The following is a 25,437-nucleotide window of genomic DNA, read 5'->3' on the forward strand; positions in this document are numbered from 1 at the left end:
CCGATCCCGATCTCCGGAGGACCCGATGCCGACCCCCGCACCCTCCCGCTTCCAGGACGCCTACCTCACCGGCGAGCCACCGTGGATCATCGGCGAGCCGCAGCCGGCCGTCGTCGCGGCGGAGGCCGAGGGGCTGCTCCACGGCCGCGTGCTCGACCTCGGATGCGGCGCCGGGGAGAACACACTCCTGCTCGCCGCCCGCGGCTACGACGTCGTCGGCGCCGACTCGGCCCCCGCCGCCCTCGACCGCGCCCGCGCGATCGCCGCCGCGCGCGGGGTGGCGGCGACGTTCGTCGAGGCCGACGCCCTGCACCCCTCGAACCTGCGGGGATTCGACACGGTGCTCGACAGCGCCCTGTTCCACATCTTCGACGTCGACGACCAGGGCCGGTACGCCGACGCCCTGCGTGACGTCGTGATCCACGGCGGTCGCGTCGTCGTCCTCGGCCTGGCGCCGGGTCCGGCGTTCGGGCCCGAGGTGTCCGACGACGACCTCCGACGCGCGTTCTCCCGTCCCGGCTGGACGCTCGAGGACCTGCGCGAGAGCACCTATCGGGGCCGCGTGCCCGACGAGGAGCAGGCCGAGCTGCTGCGCGTGCCGGTCGGCGGGCACGTCGACCTGCCCGCCTGGCTCGCGATCGCCCGACGGGACTCCTCGGGCTGAGTCAGGCCGCGAGGTGCTCCGGTTGCACCGTGCCGGCGAGCTCGACGAGCATCGCGATGTTGAGCTCGAAGGCGAGGCACGCCTCGTCGACGACGCGGACGCGCTCGACGTCGCCCCACGGGGCGGCGTCGAGCAGCGCGCGGTAGCGCGTCCGGAACGGCGGAACCGGGCCGAGCGCGGCGAAGTCGTAGAACCGCGACCCGTCCCCGGTGAGCCCGTAGGTACGCGTGAGCAGCCCGCGGACCGCCTGCCCGCCGGCGAGGTCGCCGAGGTAGCGCGTGTAGTGGTGGGCGACCCACCCGGCGGGCCGGCGCTCGACCGTCTCGCGGATCCGCTCCACGTAGCCGGCCGTCGCGGGCAGCGCGGTGAGGTCGTCGGCCCAGTCGGGACCCCGGAGGTACGCGAGGTCGGCCGCGAGGGCGTCCCGGCGCCGCAGTGCGTCGATCACGAATCCGCCGGCGACCGGGTGATCGCGCAGGCGGTCGGCCCCGTCCTCGAGGGCCCCGTAGATGTGCCAGTACTGCACGACCAGCGTCGCGTAGTCGTCCAGCGGCAGGCGCGCCCCGAACAGGGCTGCCATGTACGTGGACTGGTGCGCGCGGTCGTGGACCGCGGCGGTCGCCCGACGCAGGACCTGGGAGAAGGGCTGGTGCTCGCTCACGGTCCGCCTCCGGTGTCGCCGGTCTCCGTGACGACACTAGGGTCCGCGCGCGGGTGAGGCTAGCCTCACCCGAGGTCGGCTCCCGGTCCGGGAGGCTCCTGCCGTGCGGGTCGCGGTCACGGGTGCGAACGGGTTCGTGGGGCGTGCGGTGGTGTCCGCGCTGGTCGGGGCGGGTCGCGAGGTCGTCGCCGTGACGAGGTCCGGAGCCGTGCCCGGCGTCGCCACCCGGAACGCGGCACTCGACCGTCCGGACGAGGTGGCCGCCGCGCTCGGCGACGTCGACGCCGTCTACCACCTGGCCGCGGTCGTGCGGGTCCGCGACTCGCTCGCCGACCCGCTGGGCACCTGGCACACGAACCTCGGCGGCACCCTCGCGGTGCTCGACGCCCTGCGTCCCGGGGCGAGGATCGTGCTCGCGTCCACCGCGGCGATCAGTGACGACCTCCGCCCGCCGCCCCACCCCTACGGCGCCGCGAAGCTCGCCGCCGACCTCGCCGTCCGCGACGCGACGGCCGGCGGAGCCCTCGGCGCGATCTCGCTCCGACTCGCGAACGCCGCCGGGCCGGGTGACCGCGACCGGACCCGGCTGGTCCCGGCGATCCTCGCGGCGGCCTGTCGGGTCCTCGGCCGACCCGTCCCCGTCCGCCACCGCGAGGCCGCCGCCGAACCCGCGGCCGTCACGGTCGATCCCACCCACGCCCACGAGGTCCTCGGCTGGGCACCCCGACGCTCGGGGCTCGATCGCATCGTGCGGGACGCGTGGGAGATGTGGACCCGCTGACGATCCGGCGTTGTCAGGGGTCGGTTCTAGACTCGAACACATGAGCGAACGGGTGCTGGGGGTGGTGGAGCGGGAGGCGCTCGACCGTGCCCGGGCTCGGATGGTGGCGTTGCGCGCCGAGCAGTACCGGCTGCTCGAGGACATCGCCGAGCTCGAGCGGCTCGGGGTGGCTCAGCAGACCGGGGACCGGAGCTCGGTCCGGCTGCTGCAGGAGTGCGGCAACGTCGATCCGCCCGAGGCGAAGCGGCTGGTCGGTGAGGCCGCCGACCTGACGCCCCGTGTGTCGCTGCGCGGTGAGCCGTTGGCGCCGCGGTTGCCGGTCACCGCGACCGTGGCCGAATCGGGGGAGATCCATTCGGGGCACCTCACCGTGATCCGGGAGACGATGACCCGCCTGGACCGGGTCGACGGGTTGTCGGTGACGGACTGGTTCGGGGCCGAGCGCACGCTCGCGGAGCACGCCCGGGTGCTGCCGCCGCGGATGCTGCGCCGGTACGCAAAGGCGTTGATCGAGCACCTCGACCCCGACGGGGACGTCCCGCCCGAGGGTGAGGACGCCTGCGATGAGCTGCAGGTGGTGCGCCGCCGGGACGGGTCGCTGGCCTTCAAAGGCCGCCTGCACGATCCGAGCGATGCCGAGGCGTTCGTCGAGGTGATCGACGAGCTGGCCCAGCCGTTCGGGCCCGACGACCCGCGCAGTCTGGAGCGTCGTCGTCTCGACGGGCTCAAGGACCTCGTGCACGACGCCCGGCGCTCCGGCGGCCTCGCCGCGGAGCCCCGCCACGAGAGGCCCACCGCCGGCGACGACGAACCGGACGAGGACGCCCTGATTCCCGAGCCCCGCCGCCCGGAGCCGGCCCCGCGCCCGGCGCCGGTGGATCGTCCGGGACGTCCCCTGTTGACGATCACGATGGACCTGCGGTGGCTCCAGCAGGCCATCGGGCACGGCAGCCTGGACTCCGGGGCGCTGCTCGACCAGCGCATAGTGCGCCGTCTGGCCTGCGACGCCGAGATTGTCCCGATGGTCCTGGGGTCGCGCTCCGAGCCGCTGGACGTGGGGCGGCTGTCGCGCACCGTCACCGACGCCCTGCGCCGCGCCCTGAACCTGCGCGACGGCGGCTGCGCGTTCCCGAGCTGCTCCCGACCACCGCGACGTTGCCACGCCCACCACATCCGCCACTGGTTCCACGGCGGCCCGACCTGCCTGGACAACCTGGTGCTGCTGTGCCGGTTCCACCACCAGTTGATCCACGCCGGGCACTGGACCGTCGAGATCCACAACGGGCAGCCGCGGTTCACCCCACCGGCTTGGGTCGACCCCGACCAGCAACCCCGCCCCGGCGGACGACCCCGAGTCCCCCTCTGACCCGATCTGGCCACCGGGGTGCCGACGACCGTGATCTAGAAGCCGGTGTCACTCCCGCTGCACGAGACGACGGCGTACTGACCGGTCGAGGTTTGGCGTGCGATCTCCTCGCCGTCGACCGTGATGCGGCAGGTGATCTCGCCGGACCCGTTCGACTGCGCCGTGAGCGAGTAGACCCCGAAACCGTCGGACGCCTCGACGGATTCGGTCCAGGGAAGGCGCTCGCCGTTGGCCTGGGAGATGCCGCCGTTCGTCCCGTAGGAGATCGACGTGGCACGACCCGATCCCGTCACCTCGAAGACCACACCCGACGCTGCGGGCGCGGAAGTATCGCCACCGCCGCCGGAAGCCGCCGGCGCCGAGGACGGGGCAGCGGACGGTGCTGCGCCCATCGCCCCCGTCGGAGCCGGCGAGCCCCCGCTAGTGATCGCGGAGATGAGGATGATCAGGAGGACCACGCCGCCGACGATCCAGGGCCACTTGCGACTCTTCTTCGGGGCCGGCGGAGGCGGCGGCCACTGCCCGGTCGGCTGTCCGTAGCCGGCCTGCGGAGCACCGTAGGACGGGTTCGGGCCGCCGTGCCGGGGGCCACCCGACGCGGACCCGTGGCCGGGCTGCGACTGCGCATAGCCGGGCGGCGGCGCGTACTGCGCCTGCTCCGGCAGGACCCAACGACCCTGCTGCGCGTCCCATTGCGGCGTCGGTGGCTGCGACAACTCGTCCCCCCGGATCTACGACTGAAGCGGCGATCGTGCCGAGCGTGACAGATCGGTCACGCAGAGCGTCACTCGCACCAACGAGCCGCCATCCCCCCACGATGCGACGACCGCTATGGTTCTTACCAAGGACTCATAAGTATCGAAGGAGAACCAATGGTCATCGTCGCTGGCCACCTCGAGGTCGAGCCTCGCAACCGCGCCGCCTACCTGGACCAGTGCACGACCGTCGTCACGCAGGCGCGCTCCGCCCCCGGCTGCCTCGACTTCGCGCTGAGCGCCGACATCGTCGATCCGGGCCGGATCAACATCTTCGAGCGCTGGGAGTCGCAGGAGGCCGTCGAGGCCTTCCGCGGCAGCGGGCCGAGCGACGAGCAGGGCGCCGCGATGCTCTCGGCCGAGGTCGCCGAATACGACGTCGCCGACATCAGGTCCCTGACCTGAAGTTTCCCACTGGCGAACGAGCGCCTTCGGCGACGCGGGACGCGTTCCTACCGTCGAGGGCATGCTCAGCCCGGAGAAGAACGAGCGCCTCACCCGCGTGGGTCCCGGCACCCCGATGGGAGAGCTGCTGCGCCGCTACTGGTGGCCCGTGGCCACGCACGACATGGCCACGCGGGTGCCGCGCCGGCGGCGCCTGCTCGGCGAGGACCTCGTCCTCTACCGCGACGGCAGCGGCACGGTCGGCCTGCTCGGCGAGCAGTGCCCGCACCGGCGTGCAGCGCTGTGGTTGGGGTGCACGGAGTCGACGGGGCTGCGCTGCGGATACCACGGCTGGCTGTTCGACGAGACCGGCGCGTGCCTCGAGCAGCCCGGAGAGCCCGCCGACTCGACGTTCAAGAACCGCATCCGGGCGACCTCCTACCCCGTCCAGGAGCTCGGCGGGCTGATCTTCGCCTACCTCGGCCCGCTGCCCGCCCCGGAGCTGCCGCGGTACGACCTGTTCGTCTGGGACGACGCGTGGCGCGACATCGGGCACGCCGAGCTGCCATGCAACTTCGTGCAGATCATGGAGAACTCGGTCGACCCGTACCACGTGGAGTGGCTGCACGGCCGCTACGGCTCGTTCCTCAAGGAGCTCGACGGGAACGCGCCGATGCCGATGGTGACCAAGAAGCACGTCAAGGTCGCCTTCGAGGTCTTCGAGCACGGCATCCTCAAGCGCCGCGTCCTGGAGGGCCACACCGAGGACGACGACGACTGGAAGATCGGGCACCCGCTCGTCTTCCCGCACATGCTGCGCGTCGGCGCAGCCGGCCTTGCGACGTTCCAGATCCGCGTGCCGATCGACGACGAGAACACCTGGCACGTCTGGTACCAGACCTACCGCCCCGAGGGCGGCGCGCCACCCCAGCAGGAGATCCCGACCTACGAGGTGCCGCTGCGCGACGCCGACGGCGAGTGGCTGCGCGACTACGTCGACGGCCAGGACATCGTCGCCTGGATCACCCAGGGCCGGATCTCCGACCGCTCGAAGGAGCACCTCGGGAAGTCCGATCTCGGTGTCATCCTGCTGCGAAAGCTCTACACCGAGCAGATGGCCGTGGTCGCCTCCGGCGACGACCCGCTGGGTACGCGCCGCGATGCGCACGACGTGATCGACCTGCCGATGGAGCGCGACAAGTTCGGCTCGGCCGTCGAGTTCCGGCAGGTGTGGATGCGGGAGAGCTCGGTGCGCTACTCCCCCATCCGCGGCGACGTCCTCCAGCTCTTCGGGGATCCGGTGCCGGCGTGGGCGTGAACTTCTGCCCGGTGTGCGGGACCGCGCTCGACGACGCCGCCTTCGTGCAGGAGTACTGGGCGGGCGAGGACCGTCAGTTCCTGTGCTGGTGCGCGGCGTGCGCCGCGATGAGCACGGTCGTCCTCGCCGCCGCGGTGGTCTCCCACGAGCCCGAGCACTGAGGACCGAGGACTGTCGGGGGGCCGCTCTACCGTCCGGTGGCATGGCTCTCTGGACCGACTTCGCCGCGGCCGCGCCCCGCATCGCCGAGGTCTTCACCCGTCGTCACGCCGCCACCGGCAACCTCTGCATGCTCGGGACGCTGCGCCCCGACGGCTTCCCCCGCATCAGCCCGATGGAGCCGCGCTTCCTCGAGGGCGACCTGTGGCTGGTGGGCATGCCCGACACCGCCAAGTTCGCCGACCTCGCGGCCGATCCGCGTTTCGCCCTGCACACCGCGACGGTCGACACGCAGGTCGGCGACGGCGATGCGAAGATCTGGGGCCGCGTCGAGGACGTGCGCGACGAGGCGCTGCACCAGCGGTTCGCCGTGGCGGTGTACGAGGACATCGGGCTCGACCTGCGCGGCGCGACGTTCGACCAGTTCCTCCGGGCGGACATCGTCGGGGCGGCGTCCGTGGCCGTCGGGGACGATCACATGTACGTCACGACGTGGCGCGAGGGCGGCACGGAGACGGTGATCCAGAAGCACTGAGCACCGGACGAGGGCTCAGCTCGGCAGCACGAACTGGTAGCCCTGCTCCTGGAGCCATGGCAGGAGCTGACGCACCGCGTCGATGGTCTGCTCACGCGGGCCACCGCCGTCGTGGAAGAGCACCACCGCACCGGGATGCACCCCCTGCTGCACGCTCGCGACGATCGCGGCGGTGCCCGGCTGGGTCCAGTCCAGGGTGTCGACCGACCAGCCCAGCGGGCGCATGCCCGTCTCGGCCGCGACCTGATCGAGAGCCGGGGTCCACGCGCCCTCCGGCGCACGGAAGTAGTCGATCGTGGCCGGTGGGTCGATCACTCCGGCGATCGTGGTCTTGCTGGTGCTGAGCTGGCTGGTCATGAGGTCGTGGGCGTTGAACCCGACGGTGGCGTCGTGGGTCATCGTGTGATCACAGAGGCGGTGGCCCTCGGCGATGATGCGCCGCATCAGGTCGGGGTAGGCGACGGCCTGGTTGCCGATGGTGCAGAACGTCGCCTTCGCTCCGTACTGCGCGAGGAGGTCGAGCACCTGCGGCGTGTACTCCGGGGTCGGGCCGTCGTCGAACGTCAGCGCGACCGCGGGCCGGTCGGTGCCCGTGTCGGTGACGGTCAGCAGCGACGACGTGATCGCCGGCCGCGCGAACCCGGGCATGCCCCGCGCCGGGGCGTCCTCGGCCGCTCGCGCCGGGCGCATCGCAGGCCCGCCCTCGGACGGGGCCACCGCCGCGGGGGCCGCACCGGTCGCGAGCACCGTCGGGCGACCGACGTCCGCGAGCACGACGACCGTGACCCCGACGACGAGTCCGACCGTCGTGAGCAGCCCGGCCCACCGATAGATGTAGGGCGGACTGACGATCTGGCGCAGGATGACGCGCTGCCGTTCGGTGAGCATGAGCACCATCCGTCCCATCAGTCACAAACACCACACGCGTCACAGCGTTCGTCACCATAGAGGGCCTTCACACGGCGCCGCGAGCGACCCTCTACCTCTGATCGAGTGAATGTGTCGGTCGAACTGCTCGTAACCTGGGGCCGTGTCGTCCGTCGAGTCGGTGAACGTCGGGGTCCTGCGGGCCATGGAGGCCACCACCGGCGCCAGCGGGATCGACAAGCGACCCACGTCCGGAGCGGTGCGGGTCGCGGCGCCCGCCCCGGGTGTCGACGCGCTCCCCGACGAGGTCCGCGAGCTCCCCGGCGCCGCGCCGGGGAGCCGGTACCGCGGGAGCTGCGCTGACGCGTAGGACATCGTTGACATGTCGGTGATGTCCTACATATCGTGACGCCGTGTCCACGGACGTCTTCCTCGCTCTGGCCCACCCGGCTCGACGCCGGCTTCTCGAGCTGCTGGCCGACGGTGAGCGCACTGCGGGCGATCTCGCGGCCGAGTTCGACATGAGCCGCCCGGCCGTCGCGGAGCACCTCGCCGTCCTGCGGCAGGCGTCCCTGGTCACCGACGAGCCGCGCGGGCGGCAGCGCTTCTACTCCCTGAACCCGGATCCGCTGGAGCAGGTCGGGGCCTGGCTCCACCCGTTCGAACGCTTCTGGCGCCGCCGCCTGCGCGACATGGCCGATCTCCTGGAGAGCGAGGACGAGCAATGAGCTACCGACGGACGGGCTCGATCGAGGTCGACCAGTTCATCCGGGCGACGCCGGCGCGGGTGTGGGCGGCGCTGACCGATCCCGAGACGCACGCCCGCTGGTGGGCGCCGGGCGACGTCGCCGACGTCGTCGGGCACGAGTTCCACCTGGAGATGCCGGGCTTCGGCTCCGTGCCGTGCCGGGTCGTCGCGTCCGTGCCCCACGAGCGCTTCGTCTACACCTTCAACGAGGTCTGGACCCTGACCTGGCGGCTCGTCCCCGAGGGCGACGGCACCCGGCTCCTGCTGGAGCACGCGGGCTTCGACCTCGACGACCACCGCCAGCGCGACGCCTGCGAGCGGATGGGGCCCGGCTGGCGCGACACCGTCCTCCCCCGCCTCGCCGAGCTCGCGGAGGACCTCGCCGCTCACGGCCGTGTGTAGGTCAGGAGCACGACCCCGGTCGACGTGGTCGTCGTCGCGGTCAGCGTGAGGTGGGTGAGCGGGCTCCTGTCGCCGAACATCCGCTTGCCGGCGCCCAGGACCACCGGGAACAGCAGCAGGCGGTACTCGTCGACGAGGTCGTGCTCGGCGAGCGCGCCGAGCAGCTCGCCGGACCCGAAGACCACCAGGTCGCCCTCGACCTCGCCTTTCAGCCGAGCCACGTCGGCCGTGCCGTCGACCCGACGGGAGTTGCCCCACGACAACGGGAGGTCCGGGGATCGCGTGACCACGTACTTCGGCATCCGGTTCATCGCGGCGACGGCGGGGTCGGACTGATCGGCCCCGGACCACGCGGCAGTGAAGATCTCGTACGAGCGCCGGCCCAGCAGCATGCCCGCGGCCGTGGTGGTCGCCTCGCTCATGAACGACGCCATCGCGTCGTCGCCGTAGGGCGGGACCCAGCCACCCGCGACGAACCCGTCGGCGGGATCCTCGTCGGCCGACAGCGGCGACTGGATCACGCCGTCCAGGCTCATGAAGTTCACGACCACCACTCGAGCCACGGCGAGAGGCTAGCGACCGAGCCGTGCGGCATCGTGTCGAGACGGCACGATCGGCTCCGTCTCCCGGTCGGGACCACGCACAGCGAGAGAGGGACGACCGATGGACGCTCAGGAGATCGCCGACGAGCTCGGACAGCGCGGTGCGCAGGAACTGCTCGTCACGCCCGTGGCCCACCTCGCCTACACGGTGGGCGACGGCACGCCCCGGGTGATCCCGGTCGGCTTCTTCTGGACCGGCGAGCAGGTGGTGATCGCCTCGGCCACCTCCTCACCGAAGGTCGCGACGCTGTCGGCCCGCCCGGACGTCGCCGTGACCATCGACGGCGACGGGACGGCGGGAGCGCGGGCGCTGTCGATCCGCGGCCGGGCGAGCGTCGAGATCGTCGACGGCCTGGTCGAGGAGTACGTGATGGCCGCCCGGCGCAGCATGGACGCCGAGACCGCGGACCGGTTCGTCGAGCAGTGCCGGAAGACCTACGTGCACGGGATGGCACGGATCGCGATCACGCCCAGCTGGGTGCGCTTCTACGACTTCGGCGCGGGTCGGCTGCCGCGGTTCCTGCAGGAGCTGGTCGAGGCGGCGGGCTGACCAGCCCGGCACCCTCACCGACGCGGCGCGTAGGCCAGCACCACCGCGCCGTTGCCGAGGTCGGTGACCCCCGTCAGGTCCAGGGCGGTCGTGCCGATGCCGGCCAGCAGCGACTCGCCGCTCCCCGCCACGAACGGGGAGACACTCAGGTGCAGCTCGTCCAGCAGACCCGCCTCGACGAGCGCCCGGCTGAACGGGCCGTTGCCGTACTTCACCAACGTGCCGTCGCCGGACTCCTTGAGCCGGGCGACGGCGTCGACGGCGTCTCCGGCGAGGACCTCGGCGTGCCAGGTGGTCTCGGTCAGCGTGGTGGAGGCGACGTGCTTCGGCAGGGAGTTGATCGTGTCGGCGATGCCGCCGGTCATGCTCGGCCACGTCGCGGCGAAACCCTCGTAGGTCAGGCGTCCGAGCACCAGACCGACGGCCGGTGCCAGGAGTCTGCGTTGGTACTCGAGGTGCTCGTCGTTGGTGGGGATCGCCATCTGCGCGGCCCAGAAGCCGTCCCCGGAGATCCTCCCGTCGAGCGAGAGGTGGTCGTACTCGATCAGTTTTCGCATGGCCGGAGTCGACCACCGCGGCGACCCGTCGGTCTTGTATCGAACCGAACCCCGCGGATCAGAACGCGAGGAACGGGACGCCGGCTCTCAGCTCGCCCGGGGTGTGGCCGGTCGCCCACCGCATCGCCCGCGCGAGCTGCGGCTGGTCGTAGTAGCCGGCGGCGGTGACCGCGTCGGCGATCGACCCGCCAGTCGCGAGGAGCTGCGCGGCGTGCCGTGCCTGCTCGATGCTGGCGAGCTTGCGGCGCGAGATCCCGACGGCCCGACGGAACCGGAGCTGCGCCGTCCGTTCCGACATCGCTCGTGGCCGTTCGCCGTGGCGAATCCCCTCGACGAGCGGATCGAAGAACAGCAGTCCTGCTCGCACGAGCCTGTCGACGAAGACGTCGACGTTCTGCTCGGTCGGCCTCTCCCAGTCCCGGCCGTCCAGCACGATCCGGTGACCCGGCAGGGTCGGCAACAGAGCATCGTTCAGGTCGGCCAGACCAGCCGGCGGGAACAGGGGCAGATAGGCACCGAGCTGCAGCTCCACACCGAAGAACTCCGAGCCCTCCGGGCAGATGAGGGGCGTGGCGGCGGTCTCCGGCCCGCGGAGGTGCGCCGTCATCCGGTCGCCGTGCTGCGCGAACACCATCATGGAGGCGCCTTTGGCCGCCGAGATGAAGCTGGTCGTGGCGTCGCAGTGCGCCGACCACACCCGTTGCACGAGCGGGAACTCGCCGGGAACGGTGTCGAGGCTCAGCGCCATGACGGGAGTCTAGGGACAGTCCCGATGCAGGTCGCAGGGTTCCACCCTCAACGTTACGATTGACATACCGCAAAGTCCTTATATAGGACTGACGTATGGACGGCCGCCGAGCACGAACCATTTCGGTCTCACCCGCCAAGCTCCACGTCGCCACCGTGATCCCGGTGTCGGACATGGCTCGTTCCCGTGCGTTCTACGAGCAGACGCTGGGCCTCGCCGGCGAGGCCGTTCCCGGAGGGCACGTCCTGCACGCCGGCGACGGGGCGCGGCTCTACCTCCTGGAGAACGCCGGGTACGCCGGCCGGGCGGGATGGCCGCTGGCCTCGTTCCGGGCCGAGGATCTCCCGGCCACGGTGGCCGACCTCGCGCGCCGCGGCGTGACGCTGGAGGCGATGGACGACGAACCGCCGTGGCGGACCGACGAGCGCGGCATCGCCGACTTCGGCGACACGCTCATCGCGTGGTTCCGCGACCCCGACGGCCAGGTGCTCTCCGTCGTCCAGCCCGTCTGACGCGGGTCGCAGCGTGTGGGGCGGACGAGTCGGCCTGTAAGCCGGATCCTGTCCCCACGGGCCCTCGCGGTCCCGTGGGTGGCGACCATCCATCTCGGCCCGCCGTCGCCGGCGGGCTCCAGCGGTCTACCCGCAGGTCTCGGGCGGGCAGCCCTCGAACGACCTGCGCAGTGCCCCGCGGACGGGGCACCTTCTTGACCTTGCTCCGGGTGGGGTTTACCGAGCCGTCCTGGTCACCCAGGACGCTGGTGGTCTCTTACACCACCGTTTCACCCTCACCACCGGGCCGGAACCGTCAAGCTCGAGCCCGATGGCGGTCTGTTCTCTGTGGCACTGTCCCGCGGGTCACCCCGGGTTGCTGTTGGCAACCACCCTGCCCTGTGGAGTCCGGACTTTCCTCGACGGACCCTCGTGGGGTCCGACGCGGTCGCCCGGCCGACTCGTCCGCGTCGACGAGCCTACAAGGACCCGGACCGTTAGCGTCGCGCACCGTGTCGGACCCGTCGGTGCTCCAGATCGTGCTGCTGGCCGCGCTCGGGCTGCTCGCCGGTGCGGTCAACGCCGTGGCCGGCGGCGGGTCGCTGATCGTCTTCCCCGCGCTGCTCGCGGTCGGGCTGCCGCCGCTGCCGGCGAACGTCACGAACTCCGTCGCGCAGTGGCCGGGCTACGCCGGTTCGACGGTCAACGCGCGCCGCGAGCTCCGCGGGCAGCGACAGCGGCTGATCAGCACGGGCATCGTCGCCGCGCTGGGCTCCGCGCTCGGCTGCGGGCTGCTGCTGATCCTCCCGCAGTCGGTGTTCGACGCCGTGGTGCCGGTCCTCGTGCTGCTCGCGAGCCTCACGCTCGGGGCGCAGCCGTGGATCAAGTCGTGGACGGGCCGCTCCGAACGCACCGCCGACAACCCGAAGGTCCTGCTCCCGACGATCTTCGTCGCCGCGGTCTACGGCGGCTACTTCGGCGGAGCGCTGGGCGTGGTGCTCATCGCCGTGCTCTCGCTGCTCGCCCACGACACGCTGCAGCGGCTCAACGCCGTGAAGGTGCTGCTCTCGCTGGTGACGAGCACGGTCACGGTGATCCTCTTCGCCCTCTTCGCCCCCGTCGACTGGCTCGCGGTGCTGCTCCTCGCCCCGACGACGCTGCTCGGCGGGTATCTCGGCATGGCCGTGGCCAAGAAGATGCCCGACGGGGTGCTGCGCTGGAGCGTCGTGGTGCTCGGCGTGGCCGTGGCGATCTACCTGTGGCTCCGCTGAGGGAATGAGGGTGGCGGGGATGAGCACGGCCCTCGCGGTCGGCCTCCTCGTCGTCGTCCTCGTCGTCGCGGTCACCCGGCCACGGGGCCTCCCCGAAGCCGCGGCGGCGGTGCCCGCCGCCGCCGTCGTGCTGGCCGTCGGGCTGCTCACGCCGGCGGCGGCGTGGGACGAGGTGCGCGAGCTCGGCCCCACCGTCGGCTTCCTCGCCGCGATCCTCGTCCTGGCCCACCTCGCCGACGCCGAGGGTGTGTTCCGGTGGGCCGGCGGGGTGCTGGCGCGGCGCTCGCACGGACGGCCGCAGCGGCTGTTCGCCCTGGTCGTCGTCGCGGCGGCGGTGACGACGGCGGTGCTGAGCCTCGACGCGACGGTGGTGCTGCTGACCCCGGTCGTGCTCGACACGGTGCGGCGGCTCGGCGCGCGCCCGGCCCCGCCGGCGTTCGCCTGCGCGCACCTGGCCAACAGCGGCTCGCTGCTGCTGCCCGTCGCGAACCTGACCAACCTGCTCGCGTTCGGGGCGACCGGCCTGGACTTCCTGGGCTTCGCCGCGCTGATGCTCCTGCCGCAGCTCGCGGTGCTGGCCGTGGAGTACGTCGGGCTGCGGCTCACCTTCCGCCTCGAGCTCGCCGAGCCTGCGGGGCCCGACGAGGAGGGCGTGGGCGCCCCGCTCCCCCGGTTCGCCGTCGGGGTCCTGGCCGCCACCCTCGCCGGGTTCGCGGTCGCGTCGCCGCTGGGCGTCGAGCCGATGTGGGTGGCGGTGGCGGGCGCCGCCGTGCTCGCGGTCCGGGCGCTCGCGGCGCGCGAGACCCGGGTGCGCGAGCTCGTCGCCGCGGCCTCCCCGGGCTTCTGCGTGTTCGTCCTGGGGCTGGGCGTCGTCGTGGCCGCGGTGACCGAGCGGGGTCTGGGCGACGTCGTGGCGTCGCTGCTGCCCGCCGGCACGTCGTTCCCGGCGCTGCTCGGCCTGGCGGCCGTGGCGGCGCTGCTGGCCAACCTCGTCAACAACCTGCCCGCGACGCTCGTCCTGCTGGCCGCGCTCGGCCCGACCCCCGCCACGGGCGCCGTGCTGGCCATGCTGATCGGCGTGAACGTCGGCCCGAACCTCACGCCGGTCGGCTCGCTGGCCACGCTCCTGTGGCGCCGGGTGTTGTCCGTCCGCAGCGTGCCCGCACCGCTCGGGACGTTCACGCTCGCGGGGCTCGCCACGGTCCCGGCGTGCCTGGTCGCCGGGACCGCCGCGCTGGCGCTGGTGGTCTGAGCCCCGGCTCAGCGCACCGCGGCGTTGAGCTGCTCGGTGTCCACGAACTGTTCGAGGCGCGCGGCCCGGCCGTCGCGCATCTCCCATACGTGGACCACGCGCGCGACCATTGCCCGGCCCGTCGCCCGGTACGTCCCGCGGTAGGTGCAGATTCCGACGACGGTGTCACCTTCGGACACCATGCGCTCGACGTCGACGACGAACCCGTCCCACTCGTCGCCGACCCGCGCGAAGATGCCCTCGAGAACGGCCTGTGGACCCCGGTAGATGCCGCCGTACGGCCCACCGTCGGTCTCGACCCACAGCACGTCGGGATCGAGGAAATCGATGACCGCGGGGATGTCGCCCCGCCCGAACGCCTCGTACGCGCTGCGGACGAGGGCGACGTTGTCGGTGGCGACGGTGCTCATGGTGGTTCCCTGGTCGAAGTCGGCTCGTGAGCCGAGCCTGCGCCGATGCGGGAAGCCCGGACAGGTCGTACAAGTACGTACGGGCGGTCAGGTCCGCCGCAGACCGACCTCCATCGTCTGCGTCCCCAAGGCCGCCAGCAGGTCGAGGCGGCTGCGCGCGTCGCTGCCCGGGGTGGGCGTGAAGACGAGCAGGCGCAGGTCGTCCTCGGCGGTGGTGAGGGTGTCGCAGTCGAGCTCGATGTCGCCGACGTCGGGGTGCACGACCGTCTTGTGGCTCTGGTGGTGCCCGGCGACGACGCCGGAGTCCCACAGCCCGGCGAACTCGTCGCTGGCGCGGTAGAGGTCGTCGACGAGCGTGCTCAGCTCCGGGTCGTTCGGGTAGCGGCTGGTGCTCCCGCGCAGGTCGGCGACCAGGGACGCGGCGAGCGCGTCGCGTTCCTCGCGGGTGTGGCGCACGCGGTCACCGGCCTCGCCCTCGGTGAAGATCCGCCAGAGCGTGCTGCGCCTGCGCTCCTCGAGGGCCGTCGGGTCGCCCATGAGCGCGGCGTACAGCGGGTTCCAGGAGATCAGCGTCCAGGTCACGTCGAGGACGCCGATCGGGCTGTCGTGCAGCGCCTCGACGATCCGGCGCACACCGGCGGGGATGCGCCGGGAGATCCGCCCGCGATCGGCGGCGTGGCCGGCGAGGCGGAACAGGTGGGCCTGCTCGGCGTCGGAGAGGCGCAGCGCCCGGGCCAGCGAGGCGCAGACCTGCGCCGACGGGGTGCGCGTGCGGCCCTGCTCGAGGCGCACGACGTAGTCGATCGAGATGCCGGCGAGCAGCGCGAGCTCCTCGCGGCGCAGGCCCGGCGCGCGGCGCGGTGCGTTGACGGCCATGCCGACCTCGGCGGGGTCGGTGCGGTCGCGCCAGGTGCGCAGGGACGCGGCGAGTTCACCGGTGCTCACGGCCCGATCATCCGCCTCGCCGGTCCCCCGTGGGGGGTACGGGATGTACCAGGACGACCCGGCACTCCCCACCGGCGGGCCGCCTGGCGCAGGGTGGGGACATGACCACACCGGCACTCACCGACCGCCTCGCGCTCGCCGACGACCTCGTCCTCACGCGCATGGGCTACGGCACCATGCAGCTCGCCGGCCCCCACGTCATGGGCCCGCCGCGCGATCGCGACGAGGCGATCGCCGTCCTGCGCGAGGCCGTCGACCGCGGTGTCACCCACATCGACACCAGCGACTTCTACGGCCCGTTCATCGTCAACGAGATCGTCCGCGAGGCCCTCCACCCCTACTCCGAGGACCTGCGGATCGTCACCAAGGTCGGCTGCCGGCGCGGGGACGACGGGTCGTGGAACCTCGACACCTCGCCCGACGAGATCGTCCGCGAGGTGCACGAGAACCTCGAGCGACTCGGCCTGGAGACCCTCGACGTCGTCAACCTGCGTGTCTCCGACGACCACGACGAGTCGCTCGCCGAGGCCTTCGCGACGCTGGCGAAGCTGCAGGAGCAGGGCCTCGTCCGCCACCTCGGGGTCAGCAACGTCTCCCCCGCCCAGCTCGCCGAGGCCCGCGAGGTGGCCCCGGTCGTGTGCGTGCAGAACCACTACAACCTGGTGCACCGCACCGACGACGACCTCGTCGACCACTGCGCCGCAGAGGGGATCGCGTACACGTCGTTCTTCCCGCTCGGTGGGTTCAGCCCGCTGCAGTCGGACACCCTCGCGTCGGTCGCCGACCGGATCGGCGCCACGCCGCAGCAGACCGCGCTGGCCTGGCTGCTGCAGCGCTCCCCGACGATGCTGCTCATCCCCGGGACGTCGTCGCGCGAGCACCTGCGCGAGAACCTGGCCGCCGCCGACCTGGTCCTGCCGCCCGAGGCCGTGGCCGAGCTGGACGCGATCAGCCAGGGCTGAACCGAACCGGCCGGGCCGGTCGCGTTGCGCGACCGGCCCGGTGCTCGGCAGGCTCGCCGACGTGACGACCCCCGAGGCGGCCGACCGTGCGCGCGTCCGCGAGCAGGCGCTGGGCATCGCGGCGGGCTGGTCGCCGGCCGACGCCCCGGCCACCTGGGAGCTGACCGCGGAGCTCTTCCGCGCGATCGCCACCGAGCCCGACCTGCTCGGGATCGCCGCCCGTATCCCGGCCGACCGGCTCCCGCCCCTGCTGCTCAGCGCCGCCGTCCGGTACCTCGTGGCCCGGCGGAACCCCGAGCCCCTGGCCGGCTACTTCCCGACGCCGGGATCGGGGCAGCCGCGCCTGGACGAGGGGTTCCGGCCGGCGCTCGTCGCCTTCGCGCGCGAGCACGCGGGGGAGCTCGCCCAGCTCTGCGCCGAGCACCGCTACCAGATGAACGAGGTCGCGCGGAGCGCCGACGTCCTGGCGGTCCTGGGAGCTGTCCTGGGAGCCGGCCGGCTCGACCCCGAGCGGCCGATCGCGCTCGTCGACCTCGGCACCGGCGCGGGGCTCGGGCTGCACCTCGACCGCTACCGGTACCGCTTCGGCGACCGGACCCTCGGCGACCCCGACGCCGCCCTGACGATCACCCCCGAGCTGCGCGGCCGCCCCGCTCCGCTCCCGGCGCGGATACCGACGATCGCCGCGCGCCTCGGGGTCGACGTCGAGCCCCTCGACCTCGGCGACCACCGGGTGCGCGAGTGGCTCGCCGCCTGCATCCCGCCCGAGACGACGGCCGTCGACCGGTTCGCGGCCGCCTCGGAGGTCGCGCGGGCGCACCCCGCGGACCTCGTGCGGGCCGAGGTCGTCGACGACGTCGTCGGTCTGTGCGCCCGGATGCCCGAGGACGCGCTGCTCGTGCTCGTCGACACCTACGTGCACGTGTTCCTCACCGACGAGCAGCGGGCCCGGTTCCGAGGCCAGCTCGCCGAGCTGGGCCGCGACCTCGTGTGGATCTCGGTGGACCCGCTCGTGCCGCTGGGCCCGGAGGGCACCGAGAGCGTCCAGTACCTGCCGGTCCCCCCGCGCGCGCTCGAGGCCTCGCGCGCCGGCGTCACCGGCGTCGTCGGGCAGCTCACGGTGTCCCGCGACGGCACGGCCGAGGGCGAGGTGCTCGGGCTGGCCCACCCGGGCGGGGCGTGGATCGAGTGGCTGTAGGCGCTCGGGCCAGGTACCGCTAGGCCAGGTACGAGGTGTCGTTGACCAGGCGCACCGAGGCGCCGCCGTCGGGCCAGAACTCGACGACCGACAGGCACGCCAGGTCGAGGTGCAGGCGGAAGAGCAGCGACGGGCCGGCGTCGAGGGCGCGGCGCAGGATCAGCTTGATCGGCGTCACGTGGCTGACGACGGCCACGGTCTGGCCGGGGAACCGGCGCAGGAGGTCGCCGAGGGCGACGTCGACGCGCTGGGCGACGACGTCGAAGCTCTCCCCGTCCGGCGGGCTGACGCTGCTGTCGCCCAGCCACGCCCGGTGCACGTCGGGGTCCTGCGCGGCGGCCTCGGAGAAGGTCAGGCCCTCCCAGGCGCCGAAGTCGGTCTCGGTGAGGCGCTCGTCGACACCCACCGGCAGGCCGAGCACCCCGGCCACCGGCTCGGCGGTCTGGCGGGCCCGCGTCAGCGGGGAGCTGATCACGGCGCGGATGTTCCCGTTGCTGCCGACGTGCCGGGCCGCCAGCGCGGTCGCCGCCGCGGCGGCCTGCTCGAGCCCCTCGCGGGTGAGCTCGGGGTTGCCCCGGCCCGAGTAGCGGCGCTCGACCGACAGCGGGCTCTGCCCGTGCCGCAGCAGCAGCAGGCGGGTGGGCATCGTCGACCCGCGCCCCGTCCACGAGCCGGCGGTCGTCATACGCTGGCCTTCCCTGAGCTCTTCTCGGTGCGCACCACGATCGTCCCGCACTGCTCGCACCGCACGACGTCGTCGGGCGCGGCCGCCGCGACGGCGCGGATCTCGTTGCGGTCCATCTCGATCCGGCACCCGCCGCACCGCGCACCGACGAGCTCGCCCGCGCCGGTACCGGTGCGGGCGCGCAGCTGGTCGTAGAGCGCGAGCAGGTCCTCGGGCAGGGTCGTCGCGAGCTCGGCGCGCTCGGCACCGCGGCGCGCCTCCAGCACGTCGATGTCCCCGAGCACGCCGTCGCGGCGCTCGACGGCGTCGGCGAGCGCGGTCTCGGCGGCGTCGAGGGCGGCCTGCTCGTGCGCGAGGTCGGTCTCGGCGGCGTCGAGGCGCTCCATGACCTCGAGCTGGGCGTCCTCGAGCACGGCGCGGCGTCGCGCGAGGGTGTCGAGCTCGTGGGAGAGGTCGGTCACCTGCTTCGCCGAGACGCTCCCGGAGTCCACGAGCCCCCGGTCGCGCTCCTCGCGCGCGGCGACCTGGGCGACCTCCTGCTCGAGTTTCGCCACGTCCCGGCCCAGGTCGCCGACCGAGGTGCGCGCGGTGACGACCGCGTCCCGGTGGGCCCGGACGGTGGTCTCGGCGTCCTCCACCGCGGTCTGCTCGGGCATGGTGCGACGTCGGTGCTGCGCGCGGGCGAGCTCGGCGTCCAGCCCGGCGAGGTCGAGCAGACGGCGTTGGGCGGTCGGGTCGGCCTTCACGAGATCACGGCTCCTGCGCAGGTCGGTTCGGGCGAGGGGCTGCCGAGGGACCAGGCGTCGGTGCGCACGGTCGACACCGTGATCTCCAGGTCCGGCGCGGCCGCGGCGAGCACGGCCGCCGCCTGGGCGCACCACGGGTGTTCGGAGGCCCAGTGGGCGACGTCGACCAGGGCCGGCGCGCCGGCCTCGGCGAGGTGGTCGGTGGCGGGGTGGTGGCGCAGGTCGGCGGTGACGTAGACGTCGACGCCGGCGGCGCGGGCGAGGTGGAGCATCGAGTCGCCCGCCCCGCCGGAGACGGCCACGCGCCGCACCGAGCGCTGCGGGTCGCCGCCGGTGCGCACGCCCCACGCCGTGGCCGGCAGGGCGTCGGCGACGCGGCGGCTGAACTCGGCGAGCGACTCGGGGGCGGCGAGCGAGCCGACCCGGCCGATACCGACGGTTCCGTCATCCTGCGGGGCCAGCGGCCCCTCGACCGTCACCCCGAGCGCCTCGGCCAGCGCGTCGGACACCCCGGGCCGGGCGGCGTCGGCGTTGGTGTGCGCGGTGAACAGGGCCACGCCGTGGCGGATCAGCCGGTGCACCGCCGTGCCCTTCGGGCCGGTCGCGGCCACCCCGTGCACCCCGCGCAGCAGCAGCGGATGGTGGGTGACGAGCAGGTCGGTCCCGACCGTGACGGCCTCCTCGATCACCTCGGGCAGGGGGTCGACGGCGATCAGGACGCGGCGGACGCCCTCGGCCGGGTCGCCCACCGCCAGCCCGACCGCGTCCCAGTCCTGCGCCAGCGCGGGCGGGTAGGCCGCCTCGAGGGCGCGGACGCTGTCGGCGACGGTGACGGGGGGCATGGCCACCCATTCTGCCCACCGTCTCCCGGCGCCACCGGGCGGGCGGGTCGGGGCCGGATCAGGGCCGGTTCAGAGATAGACCTGCCGGCGCAGGCCGTCGACCCACGGGTCGAGGGCGGCGACGATCCCGTCCCACGGGGCCTGCCACAGCGCGACGAGGACGACGAGCAGGACGAGGACCACCAGCGCCGCCCGGAACGCCCGCACGTGCGCCGGGGGCGGGCTCACGCCGGCTCCCCGACGGCGCCGACCGTGAGGGCCGTCCGCGCCGGCGGGAGCGGCAGGCGGCCCCGCTCGGCGAGCCAGCGCAGCGGGGCGAGGGCGGTGTGGCGGTCCTCGGGCTCCCAGCCGGTGTGCGAGGAGACGAGGAAGTACCCGACGGCGGCGAAGTCCCGCTCGGCCGCGACGACCAGCTGGTCCTGGCCGTGGTCGCACAGCCAGCGGCGCACCGCGAGCGGGTCTGGGCGCAGGTCGGCGGCGATGGGGTGGTCGACGAGCAGGTCGGCCTTGACCACCACGACGGCGAGGTCGGTGCGGTCGAGGCGGGCCCCGAAGTCGCGCAACCGGGGCACCGTCGCCTCGTAGGCGACCTCGGGCGGGTCGACGGCCGGCGCCGCCTCGGCCTCGTCGGCCGGCCCGCGCAGCACCTCGTCGGCCACCTCGGGGATCGAGAACGGATCGACGACCACGATCATCTGCCCGGCCTCGTCCAGGAACCGCAGGTCCTCGGTGGCCGAGCGGGTGGAGAAGAGCTCGCCCGCGGCGTCGAAGGTGTGCAGCAGCGCGCGGCGCCGCCCCTGGGTCACCGTGCACACGAGACCCACCGGAGCGGCGGCCTCGGTCTTGGCGACGCGGCCCGCGCGGACCTGCTCCACGCCCTCACGGAAGCGCTCGGCGTCGGCCTCCCGGCGCGGCTCCAGCGTGCCGCCGCCCGCGACCGCCTGCCGGCGCAACGCCTCGAGCCCGGCGTAGATCAGGCTCGTCTTGCCGGCCGAGACGGGACCGAGCACCGGGATGCTGACGTCGGTCCAGACCCCCGAGCCGTCCTCGAGGACCTCGTCGCACTGGGGGCAGCGTGGCGCGTGGTCCCTCCCGGCGCGCGACACCGTCGTCGGCATCGGGCGCCCGCAGCGGCAGCGGTGCACCAGCACCCCGAGCCGGCTCGGCCGCACGTCGTGGTGCACGAGGCCGCACGCGCAGGCGTAGCCGGGCAGGGTGGTCCGCCAGAAGCAGTACGGACACCGCGCCGCGGCCCGGTTCCGGCGCCGCAGCAGGGCGTCGACGGTCCGCAGGAGCCGGCCGGCCGCGCCCCACACGAGCGCGGCGAGCGCGAGCCCGGTGACGACCAGGGCGAGCACCGCGACGCCCGTCACCACCGCGCCGGCGGTGACCGCGAGCAGCAGCAGGAACCCGGCGATCCCGAGCGGCCAGAGGGCCAGCCACGCCCGTGGGTTCAGCAGGCCCCCGAGCGGCGACCAGAGCGCCCCGAGCGCGCCACGCCCGCGGCGGGCCATGGCGCCGACGTCGACCCGGGCCTGGCCGGCGAGGTAGTGCGGCCACGCGCGATCGCGCCCGTGGCCCGGCGGCGCGGGCGGGAACCAGGGCCCGTCGACGTCGTCGGCGGTGAGCAGGTCGGTGTCCGCCGCGAACGGGGCGGAGAGCAGGACGACCAGCGCGCCGAGAGCCCCGAGGACGACGCCCACCAGCACCAGCCAGCCCGCGAACGGCCACACGACGAACCAGAGGAACGCGGCGCACAGCCCGAGGTAGGCCGTGATCCCGAGGACGGCGAGGACCGCGAGGGCCACCTGCGGCACGGCTCAGCCCTTCTTCCGCCGGCCGACGCGGTCCCGCCACGACGGCGACGCCGACGACGCGCCGGGCTTCCGGCCCTCCTGCCACAGCTCGAGGATCCCGTCGTCCGGCGCCCACTCCCGGTCGTCGGCGAGGAGGTCGGCCACGGCGCGGCGGCCGTCCGCACCGAGCGTGCCGTGTCCCGGCTGGAGCCTCTTGAGGTGCCCGGCCCCCACGCGGGGACGGACCGCGGTCTCCTTGGCCGCGAACACGAACAGCAGCGCGACGCTCCGTGCGTCCGGCGCGTGGTCCGCGTCCCCGGCGGCCCACGCGTAGAGCTGGGTGAGCATCGTGTCCCGCAGCGTCGACGGACCGGCCGCGACCAGCACCCGCCCGCCCACGGACGGGCCGGCCCCGCGCACGGCGCGCACCAGGCGGTTGCGGTCGGCGCGGGTGGGCCGGGCGGCCTTCGCCAGCAGCAGGCCGAGGTCGCGGGCCTCGTCGAGGCGCGCACCCTGCTCCAGGCGCTCGACGACCTCGGTCACCGAGGCGTCCGCGGGCGGCCAGTCCTGGTGGCCCAGGGCCCTGGGCGGCAGGCCCGCCTTCTCGAGGACGTCGAGGGCCGCCCGCGCGTCCTCGTCGACGGCCGGCGCGCGAATCAGGGAGTGGTAGGCGACGACGGCGAGCGCCCGGTCGTGCGCCCGCGGCGGGGTCGCCTCGAGGAACCGGCGCACGGTGGCGGTGTCGACCGGCTCGCGTCCCAGGAGGCGCTCCCACGTGGACACCCAGCGCCCGTTCGGCCCCGGCTCCACCGCGGCGGCCAGTGCGGCGAGCGCGGCCCGGGCGGGCTCGCCCCCGGCGGCGACGGCGGCCCGGGCCACCGCGAGGTCCAGGCGCCCGAGCGCGCCGAGCACCGGGATGCGCCCGGCCAGCGGGTCCGGACGGCGCCACCAGTGGCGATCGACGTCGGCGGCGGTCCGCTCGCGGAGGTCCGGCTCGCCGAGCCGGCGCTCGAGCTCGCGGTGCAGGTCGGCGACCACCGTCGGGCCGGCGGCCCAGCCGTCCGGGTCGACGTCGGCGTCGGGGTGGTCAGCCCACCAGCCCACGAAGCGCCGGGCCACCCCGTCCGGGACGGCCAGCGCGTGCCGATGGGCCAGGACCAGGGCCGCGGCGGGGTCGGCCCACTGCGTCACGCGCTCGAGCGCGGCCACGTGACCGAGGGCGTCCGCGGAGAACGGCTCCCCCGGCACCGGACGCAGCGGGGTGTCGGGTACCGGCCCGCCGTCCGCGGCGAGGTCGGCCTCGCGGTCGAACAGGCGACGCCGCGCGGCTGCCGCGACCGCATCCCAGCCGAGCTCGGCGGCGCCGGGCGCGGCCGCCCGTCTCGCGGCGACATGGTCGAGGTCGAGGAGCGCGCGGTGGTCGCGGGTCTGCGCGACGAGCGTCCCGATCAGTGGCGCCCCGAGGACGTCGACCGCCCCGGGCCCGGCGGTCCGCAGCCAGCCCGCGATCCGGGCCGCAGCGCCCGGGTCGACGCCGAGGGGCAGTCCCACCGTGAGCGCCGCCGCCTCCCGCTCGACCTCCCCCGCGACGGCGCGCCCGTCGGGGCGCCCCTCGCGGGCCAGCTGGCCGGCGACCTCGACCGCGTCGACGACGTCGAGCGGGTCGTCGGCCCCCAGGAACAGCGGCACCCAGAACAGCGCCTCCGCCGACGGCGCGATCTTCGGCTGCGCGATTTCCGGCGGGGCAATCTCCGGCGGGGCGCCGTCGAGGAGGTCGAGGACGAGGTAGCCGTCCTGACGCCGGTACGGCCCGGCCCAGTCGGGGTGGGCGACGACGACGTCGTGCGGGCTCCGGTCGGGGTCGGTGGCGAAGATCTTGAAGCTGATCGCGAGAGCGCGCTCGCGGTCCAGGAGCAGCGTGGCGGCGGCGAGCCAGCACGCCGCGTCGTCGCCACGGTCGGTGACGAGCAGGACCCGACGCCGGTCGGCGCCACCCTGCAGGGCGCCGAGCGCGGTCACGAGGGTGAGCAGCCGCTCCCGGCCGTCGGGGGCGGCGGCGATCCGCTCGCGGACGGTCTCGGTGTCCCACGGGCCGGGATCCGGGTGGGCCGGGACGGGCGCGCACGACGTCGTCGGCGCCGGGGTCGACACCCACCACGACGCGCCCCAGAGCTGGGCGGGCCGGACCAGGCCGTACGACCCGGCCTTGCGGGTGACGACGGCGTGGGTGAACTGGTTGCCGTCCCGGTACCCGTTGGCCTCCCGGCCGAGGTAGCGGCCCCCGGCGGTCACGTAGGTCCTGTCGTGGGAGGTGCCGTCGTGCAGGTGGGCCAGCGACGGCGGGAAGTCCGCCACGGGGCGCCGGTCGCGCATCCAGCGGACGGGCACCTCGTAGAGGGCGCCGCGCTGGACCAGCCGCTGCTCGTCCTCCCCCGCGCCCTCCGAGCGGGCCTGGAACCCGAACCCCGCCCCGCCGCCGAGACCCTGCCCGGGCAGGCAGTCGGTGTAGTACAGCGACGCGAACGCCGCCGGCTCGCGCCCGCTCACGGCCGGCTCCGGTCGACGACGCCGAGACGGTGCAGGAGCCAGAGCAACGGCTCCTCGACCCGGAACGGCTGCACGCCGCCGGGGTCGACCTGCTTGACCTTGTAGTCCGGCGGCGCGCCGAGCGCCGACACCGCGAAGTAGCGGAAGCTCCGGTAGTTCAGCCGCAGGTGCGCGTCGACGTCGTCGGCATCGAAGCGGTGCAGCAGGGAGGCGACGTACTCGTGGACCGCTTCGCCGGCCTCGTCGTCGTACCCCGCGCCCGGCCGGACCGGAGCGAAGATCGGGTCGGACGTCCCGAGGATCGGGAAGAGCGCGTCCATCTTCGCGAAGGCGACCGCGATCGGCGTCGTCACCGGCCGGTGGGCCTTCACCCCGCCGGTGGCCCGCAGAAGCTCGGTCACCCGCATCAGCACGTCGAGCGGGCCGTCCGCCCCGGTGACGGCGGCGTCGGGGACGTCGAGGCGGTCCCGCACGCCGGGCAGGTGCCAGGGGTCGAGCAGGACGATCATGCCGTCGGCCGAGCCGAGGTAGGCCTGGGTGTGCACCGACTCCTGGGAGGTCAGGTCCTCGCCCGCGGTGTCGTAGAAGGACAGGATCGTCGTACGCAGCGAGGTCCGTCCGAGCAGGCCGCGGCGCGGCGAGCGCCACTCGACCACCAGCGGCTCCTTGCGGCTCTCCTGCGCCGCGCGGGTGCTCTCGAACAGCTCGCCGTCCTCGAAGAGCGCGCGCTGGTAGCGCGCGAGGTACTCCTCGGTGCTCGTCTCGCCGCCCTGCCGGTCGCCGACGAGGCGCACGTCGGCGTCGAAGCGGCGGCGGACGACGGTGCGCAGCTGGTGGTTCAGCACCGTCAGGTAGACGGTCTTGCCCGCGCCCTTGCCGCCGACCATGCCGACCAGGGGGCTGCGGCTGCCGACGAACGTCGTGGGCAGCGGGGTGTGGCACACGGGGCACGCGCGCACCCCGGTGCGGCCGTGGCAGTGCGGACACTCCGCCTGCGTCGCGGAGCGCAGGGAGCGCGTCGGCAGGAACGTGGGGTGGACGTCGCCGACGAAGCCGGTGTGCCGGGCCCGCTCGGGATCGGGCCCGCGCCGGCACCCCTCCACCCCCGACGCCCCGACCCCGGTGCACTGGAACGCGAGAGCCGAGTCGTCGATGCGGTGGTAGCAGTACGGGCACGGGACTCCCGCCATCACGA

31 protein-coding genes and 1 other RNA gene are annotated in these 25,437 nt (G+C 74.0%); 16 read left to right on the forward strand and 16 right to left on the reverse strand.

Features of this window, described 5'->3' with window-relative positions; genetic code table 11:
* Positions 1-25: 25 nt before the first annotated feature.
* Positions 26-664, forward strand: a complete 639-nt coding sequence (locus PH189_RS18330) for a class I SAM-dependent methyltransferase (RefSeq protein WP_274190258.1) — start codon at positions 26-28, stop codon at positions 662-664.
* A 1-nt stretch (position 665) separates the two neighbouring features.
* Here PH189_RS18330 and PH189_RS18335 read toward each other — a convergent pair whose 3' ends face one another.
* Positions 666-1,325, reverse strand: a complete 660-nt coding sequence (locus PH189_RS18335) for a biliverdin-producing heme oxygenase (RefSeq protein ID WP_274190259.1) — start codon at positions 1,323-1,325, stop codon at positions 666-668.
* A 103-nt stretch (positions 1,326-1,428) separates the two neighbouring features.
* Here PH189_RS18335 and PH189_RS18340 point away from each other — a divergent pair, with 103 nt between their 5' ends.
* Complete coding sequence (locus PH189_RS18340) at positions 1,429-2,106, forward strand: NAD-dependent epimerase/dehydratase family protein (RefSeq protein WP_274190260.1); 678 nt, start codon at positions 1,429-1,431, stop codon at positions 2,104-2,106.
* 40 nt (positions 2,107-2,146) lie between these two features.
* Positions 2,147-3,472 (forward strand): HNH endonuclease signature motif containing protein, encoded by a 1,326-nt coding sequence (locus tag PH189_RS18345; RefSeq protein WP_274190261.1) that lies wholly within the window; start codon positions 2,147-2,149, stop codon positions 3,470-3,472.
* 35 nt (positions 3,473-3,507) lie between these two features.
* Here the strand turns inward: PH189_RS18345 and PH189_RS18350 are convergent, their stop codons facing one another.
* Complete coding sequence (locus PH189_RS18350; protein WP_274190262.1) at positions 3,508-4,188, reverse strand: MmpS family transport accessory protein; 681 nt, start codon at positions 4,186-4,188, stop codon at positions 3,508-3,510.
* A gap of 156 nt (positions 4,189-4,344) precedes the next feature.
* Here PH189_RS18350 and PH189_RS18355 point away from each other — a divergent pair, with 156 nt between their 5' ends.
* From PH189_RS18355 to PH189_RS18370, 4 genes are all read left to right on the forward strand, one after another.
* Positions 4,345-4,632 (forward strand): putative quinol monooxygenase, encoded by a 288-nt coding sequence (locus PH189_RS18355; protein WP_274190263.1) that lies wholly within the window; start codon positions 4,345-4,347, stop codon positions 4,630-4,632.
* Between the two features lie 61 nt (positions 4,633-4,693).
* Positions 4,694-5,929 (forward strand): Rieske 2Fe-2S domain-containing protein, encoded by a 1,236-nt coding sequence (locus PH189_RS18360; RefSeq protein ID WP_274190264.1) that lies wholly within the window; start codon positions 4,694-4,696, stop codon positions 5,927-5,929.
* Positions 5,920-6,090 carry a hypothetical protein gene (locus PH189_RS18365; RefSeq protein ID WP_274190265.1) on the forward strand — a complete coding sequence of 57 codons (171 nt, stop codon included), beginning with the start codon at positions 5,920-5,922 and terminating at the stop codon, positions 6,088-6,090. Before PH189_RS18360 ends, PH189_RS18365 begins: the two co-directional genes overlap by 10 nt.
* 41 nt (positions 6,091-6,131) lie before the next feature.
* The gene (locus PH189_RS18370; RefSeq protein WP_274190266.1) at positions 6,132-6,623 is read left to right on the forward strand and encodes a pyridoxamine 5'-phosphate oxidase family protein; all 492 of its coding nucleotides are present in this window, start codon (positions 6,132-6,134) and stop codon (positions 6,621-6,623) included.
* Positions 6,624-6,638: 15 nt separating this feature from the next.
* On the opposite strand, the gene PH189_RS18375 is transcribed toward PH189_RS18370, so the two are convergent.
* Positions 6,639-7,529, reverse strand: a complete 891-nt coding sequence (locus PH189_RS18375) for a polysaccharide deacetylase family protein (protein WP_274190267.1) — start codon at positions 7,527-7,529, stop codon at positions 6,639-6,641.
* A 124-nt stretch (positions 7,530-7,653) separates the two neighbouring features.
* On the opposite strand from PH189_RS18375, the gene PH189_RS18380 reads away from it, so the two are divergent.
* Genes PH189_RS18380 through PH189_RS18390 form a run of 3 tightly spaced genes read left to right on the forward strand, consistent with a single transcriptional unit; the run spans position 7,654 to position 8,640 of the window.
* Positions 7,654-7,860 (forward strand): hypothetical protein, encoded by a 207-nt coding sequence (locus PH189_RS18380; protein ID WP_274190268.1) that lies wholly within the window; start codon positions 7,654-7,656, stop codon positions 7,858-7,860.
* Between the two features lie 43 nt (positions 7,861-7,903).
* On the forward strand, positions 7,904-8,218 hold the full coding sequence (locus PH189_RS18385; protein WP_274190269.1) for an ArsR/SmtB family transcription factor: 315 nt from the start codon (positions 7,904-7,906) through the stop codon (positions 8,216-8,218).
* A complete protein-coding gene (locus PH189_RS18390) occupies positions 8,215-8,640 on the forward strand; it encodes an SRPBCC family protein (RefSeq protein ID WP_274190270.1) in 426 nt (141 codons plus the stop codon). The genes PH189_RS18385 and PH189_RS18390 overlap by 4 nt, the downstream gene beginning before the upstream one ends.
* On the opposite strand, the gene PH189_RS18395 is transcribed toward PH189_RS18390, so the two are convergent.
* Positions 8,625-9,203: a dihydrofolate reductase family protein gene (locus PH189_RS18395; RefSeq protein ID WP_274190271.1), complete on the reverse strand. Its 579-nt coding sequence runs from the start codon at positions 9,201-9,203 to the stop codon at positions 8,625-8,627. The two genes, PH189_RS18390 and PH189_RS18395, sit on opposite strands and share 16 nt — an antisense overlap.
* Positions 9,204-9,303: 100 nt before the next feature.
* On the opposite strand from PH189_RS18395, the gene PH189_RS18400 reads away from it, so the two are divergent.
* Positions 9,304-9,792 (forward strand): pyridoxamine 5'-phosphate oxidase family protein, encoded by a 489-nt coding sequence (locus PH189_RS18400; RefSeq protein WP_274190272.1) that lies wholly within the window; start codon positions 9,304-9,306, stop codon positions 9,790-9,792.
* Positions 9,793-9,806: 14 nt separating this feature from the next.
* Here the strand turns inward: PH189_RS18400 and PH189_RS18405 are convergent, their stop codons facing one another.
* Positions 9,807-10,349, reverse strand: coding sequence for a dihydrofolate reductase family protein (locus PH189_RS18405; RefSeq protein ID WP_274190273.1), 543 nt, complete (start codon positions 10,347-10,349; stop codon positions 9,807-9,809).
* Positions 10,350-10,407: 58 nt separating this feature from the next.
* A complete protein-coding gene (locus PH189_RS18410; protein WP_274190274.1) occupies positions 10,408-11,097 on the reverse strand; it encodes a helix-turn-helix domain-containing protein in 690 nt (229 codons plus the stop codon).
* A 95-nt stretch (positions 11,098-11,192) separates the two neighbouring features.
* Between PH189_RS18410 and PH189_RS18415 the strand changes: the two genes are divergently transcribed.
* A complete protein-coding gene (locus PH189_RS18415) occupies positions 11,193-11,609 on the forward strand; it encodes a VOC family protein (protein WP_274190275.1) in 417 nt (138 codons plus the stop codon).
* 21 nt (positions 11,610-11,630) lie between these two features.
* On the opposite strand, the gene rnpB is transcribed toward PH189_RS18415, so the two are convergent.
* An RNA gene (gene rnpB, locus PH189_RS18420) (RNase P RNA component class A) lies at positions 11,631-12,052 on the reverse strand.
* A gap of 48 nt (positions 12,053-12,100) precedes the next feature.
* Between rnpB and PH189_RS18425 the strand changes: the two genes are divergently transcribed.
* A complete protein-coding gene (locus PH189_RS18425; protein WP_274190276.1) occupies positions 12,101-12,859 on the forward strand; it encodes a sulfite exporter TauE/SafE family protein in 759 nt (252 codons plus the stop codon).
* Between the two features lie 19 nt (positions 12,860-12,878).
* Entirely contained in the window at positions 12,879-14,111 is a 1,233-nt protein-coding gene (locus tag PH189_RS18430) for an SLC13 family permease (protein WP_274190277.1), read from the forward strand.
* Between the two features lie 8 nt (positions 14,112-14,119).
* On the opposite strand, the gene PH189_RS18435 is transcribed toward PH189_RS18430, so the two are convergent.
* Both PH189_RS18435 and PH189_RS18440 read right to left on the reverse strand, forming a co-directional pair.
* The gene (locus PH189_RS18435) at positions 14,120-14,521 is read right to left on the reverse strand and encodes a nuclear transport factor 2 family protein (RefSeq protein WP_274190278.1); all 402 of its coding nucleotides are present in this window, start codon (positions 14,519-14,521) and stop codon (positions 14,120-14,122) included.
* Positions 14,522-14,608: 87 nt separating this feature from the next.
* Positions 14,609-15,466, reverse strand: coding sequence for a helix-turn-helix domain-containing protein (locus PH189_RS18440; protein ID WP_274190279.1), 858 nt, complete (start codon positions 15,464-15,466; stop codon positions 14,609-14,611).
* Positions 15,467-15,567: 101 nt separating this feature from the next.
* Here PH189_RS18440 and PH189_RS18445 point away from each other — a divergent pair, with 101 nt between their 5' ends.
* On the forward strand, positions 15,568-16,428 hold the full coding sequence (locus tag PH189_RS18445) for an oxidoreductase (RefSeq protein WP_274190280.1): 861 nt from the start codon (positions 15,568-15,570) through the stop codon (positions 16,426-16,428).
* Positions 16,429-16,489: 61 nt separating this feature from the next.
* Positions 16,490-17,626 carry a DUF2332 domain-containing protein gene (locus PH189_RS18450; RefSeq protein ID WP_274190281.1) on the forward strand — a complete coding sequence of 379 codons (1,137 nt, stop codon included), beginning with the start codon at positions 16,490-16,492 and terminating at the stop codon, positions 17,624-17,626.
* A gap of 19 nt (positions 17,627-17,645) precedes the next feature.
* Here the strand turns inward: PH189_RS18450 and PH189_RS18455 are convergent, their stop codons facing one another.
* The 7 genes from PH189_RS18455 to PH189_RS18485 form a co-directional block, all read right to left on the reverse strand.
* On the reverse strand, positions 17,646-18,311 hold the full coding sequence (locus tag PH189_RS18455; RefSeq protein WP_378014878.1) for a histidine phosphatase family protein: 666 nt from the start codon (positions 18,309-18,311) through the stop codon (positions 17,646-17,648).
* The gene (locus tag PH189_RS18460) at positions 18,308-19,057 is read right to left on the reverse strand and encodes a zinc ribbon domain-containing protein (protein ID WP_274190282.1); all 750 of its coding nucleotides are present in this window, start codon (positions 19,055-19,057) and stop codon (positions 18,308-18,310) included. Before PH189_RS18460 ends, PH189_RS18455 begins: the two co-directional genes overlap by 4 nt.
* A complete protein-coding gene (locus PH189_RS18465) occupies positions 19,054-19,899 on the reverse strand; it encodes a Nif3-like dinuclear metal center hexameric protein (protein ID WP_274190283.1) in 846 nt (281 codons plus the stop codon). Before PH189_RS18465 ends, PH189_RS18460 begins: the two co-directional genes overlap by 4 nt.
* A 69-nt stretch (positions 19,900-19,968) precedes the next feature.
* On the reverse strand, positions 19,969-20,127 hold the full coding sequence (locus tag PH189_RS18470; RefSeq protein ID WP_274190284.1) for a hypothetical protein: 159 nt from the start codon (positions 20,125-20,127) through the stop codon (positions 19,969-19,971).
* Positions 20,124-21,716 carry a TRAFAC clade GTPase domain-containing protein gene (locus PH189_RS18475; RefSeq protein ID WP_274190285.1) on the reverse strand — a complete coding sequence of 531 codons (1,593 nt, stop codon included), beginning with the start codon at positions 21,714-21,716 and terminating at the stop codon, positions 20,124-20,126. Before PH189_RS18475 ends, PH189_RS18470 begins: the two co-directional genes overlap by 4 nt.
* Positions 21,717-21,719: 3 nt before the next feature.
* Positions 21,720-24,242, reverse strand: coding sequence for a GTPase-associated protein 1-related protein (locus PH189_RS18480; RefSeq protein ID WP_274190286.1), 2,523 nt, complete (start codon positions 24,240-24,242; stop codon positions 21,720-21,722).
* Positions 24,239-25,432, reverse strand: a complete 1,194-nt coding sequence (locus tag PH189_RS18485; protein ID WP_274190287.1) for a zinc ribbon domain-containing protein — start codon at positions 25,430-25,432, stop codon at positions 24,239-24,241. Before PH189_RS18485 ends, PH189_RS18480 begins: the two co-directional genes overlap by 4 nt.
* Positions 25,433-25,437 lie beyond the last annotated feature (5 nt).

Origin of the sequence: Actinomycetospora chibensis (assembly GCF_028737215.1) — a bacterium.
GTDB lineage: Bacteria > Actinomycetota > Actinomycetes > Mycobacteriales > Pseudonocardiaceae > Actinomycetospora > Actinomycetospora chibensis.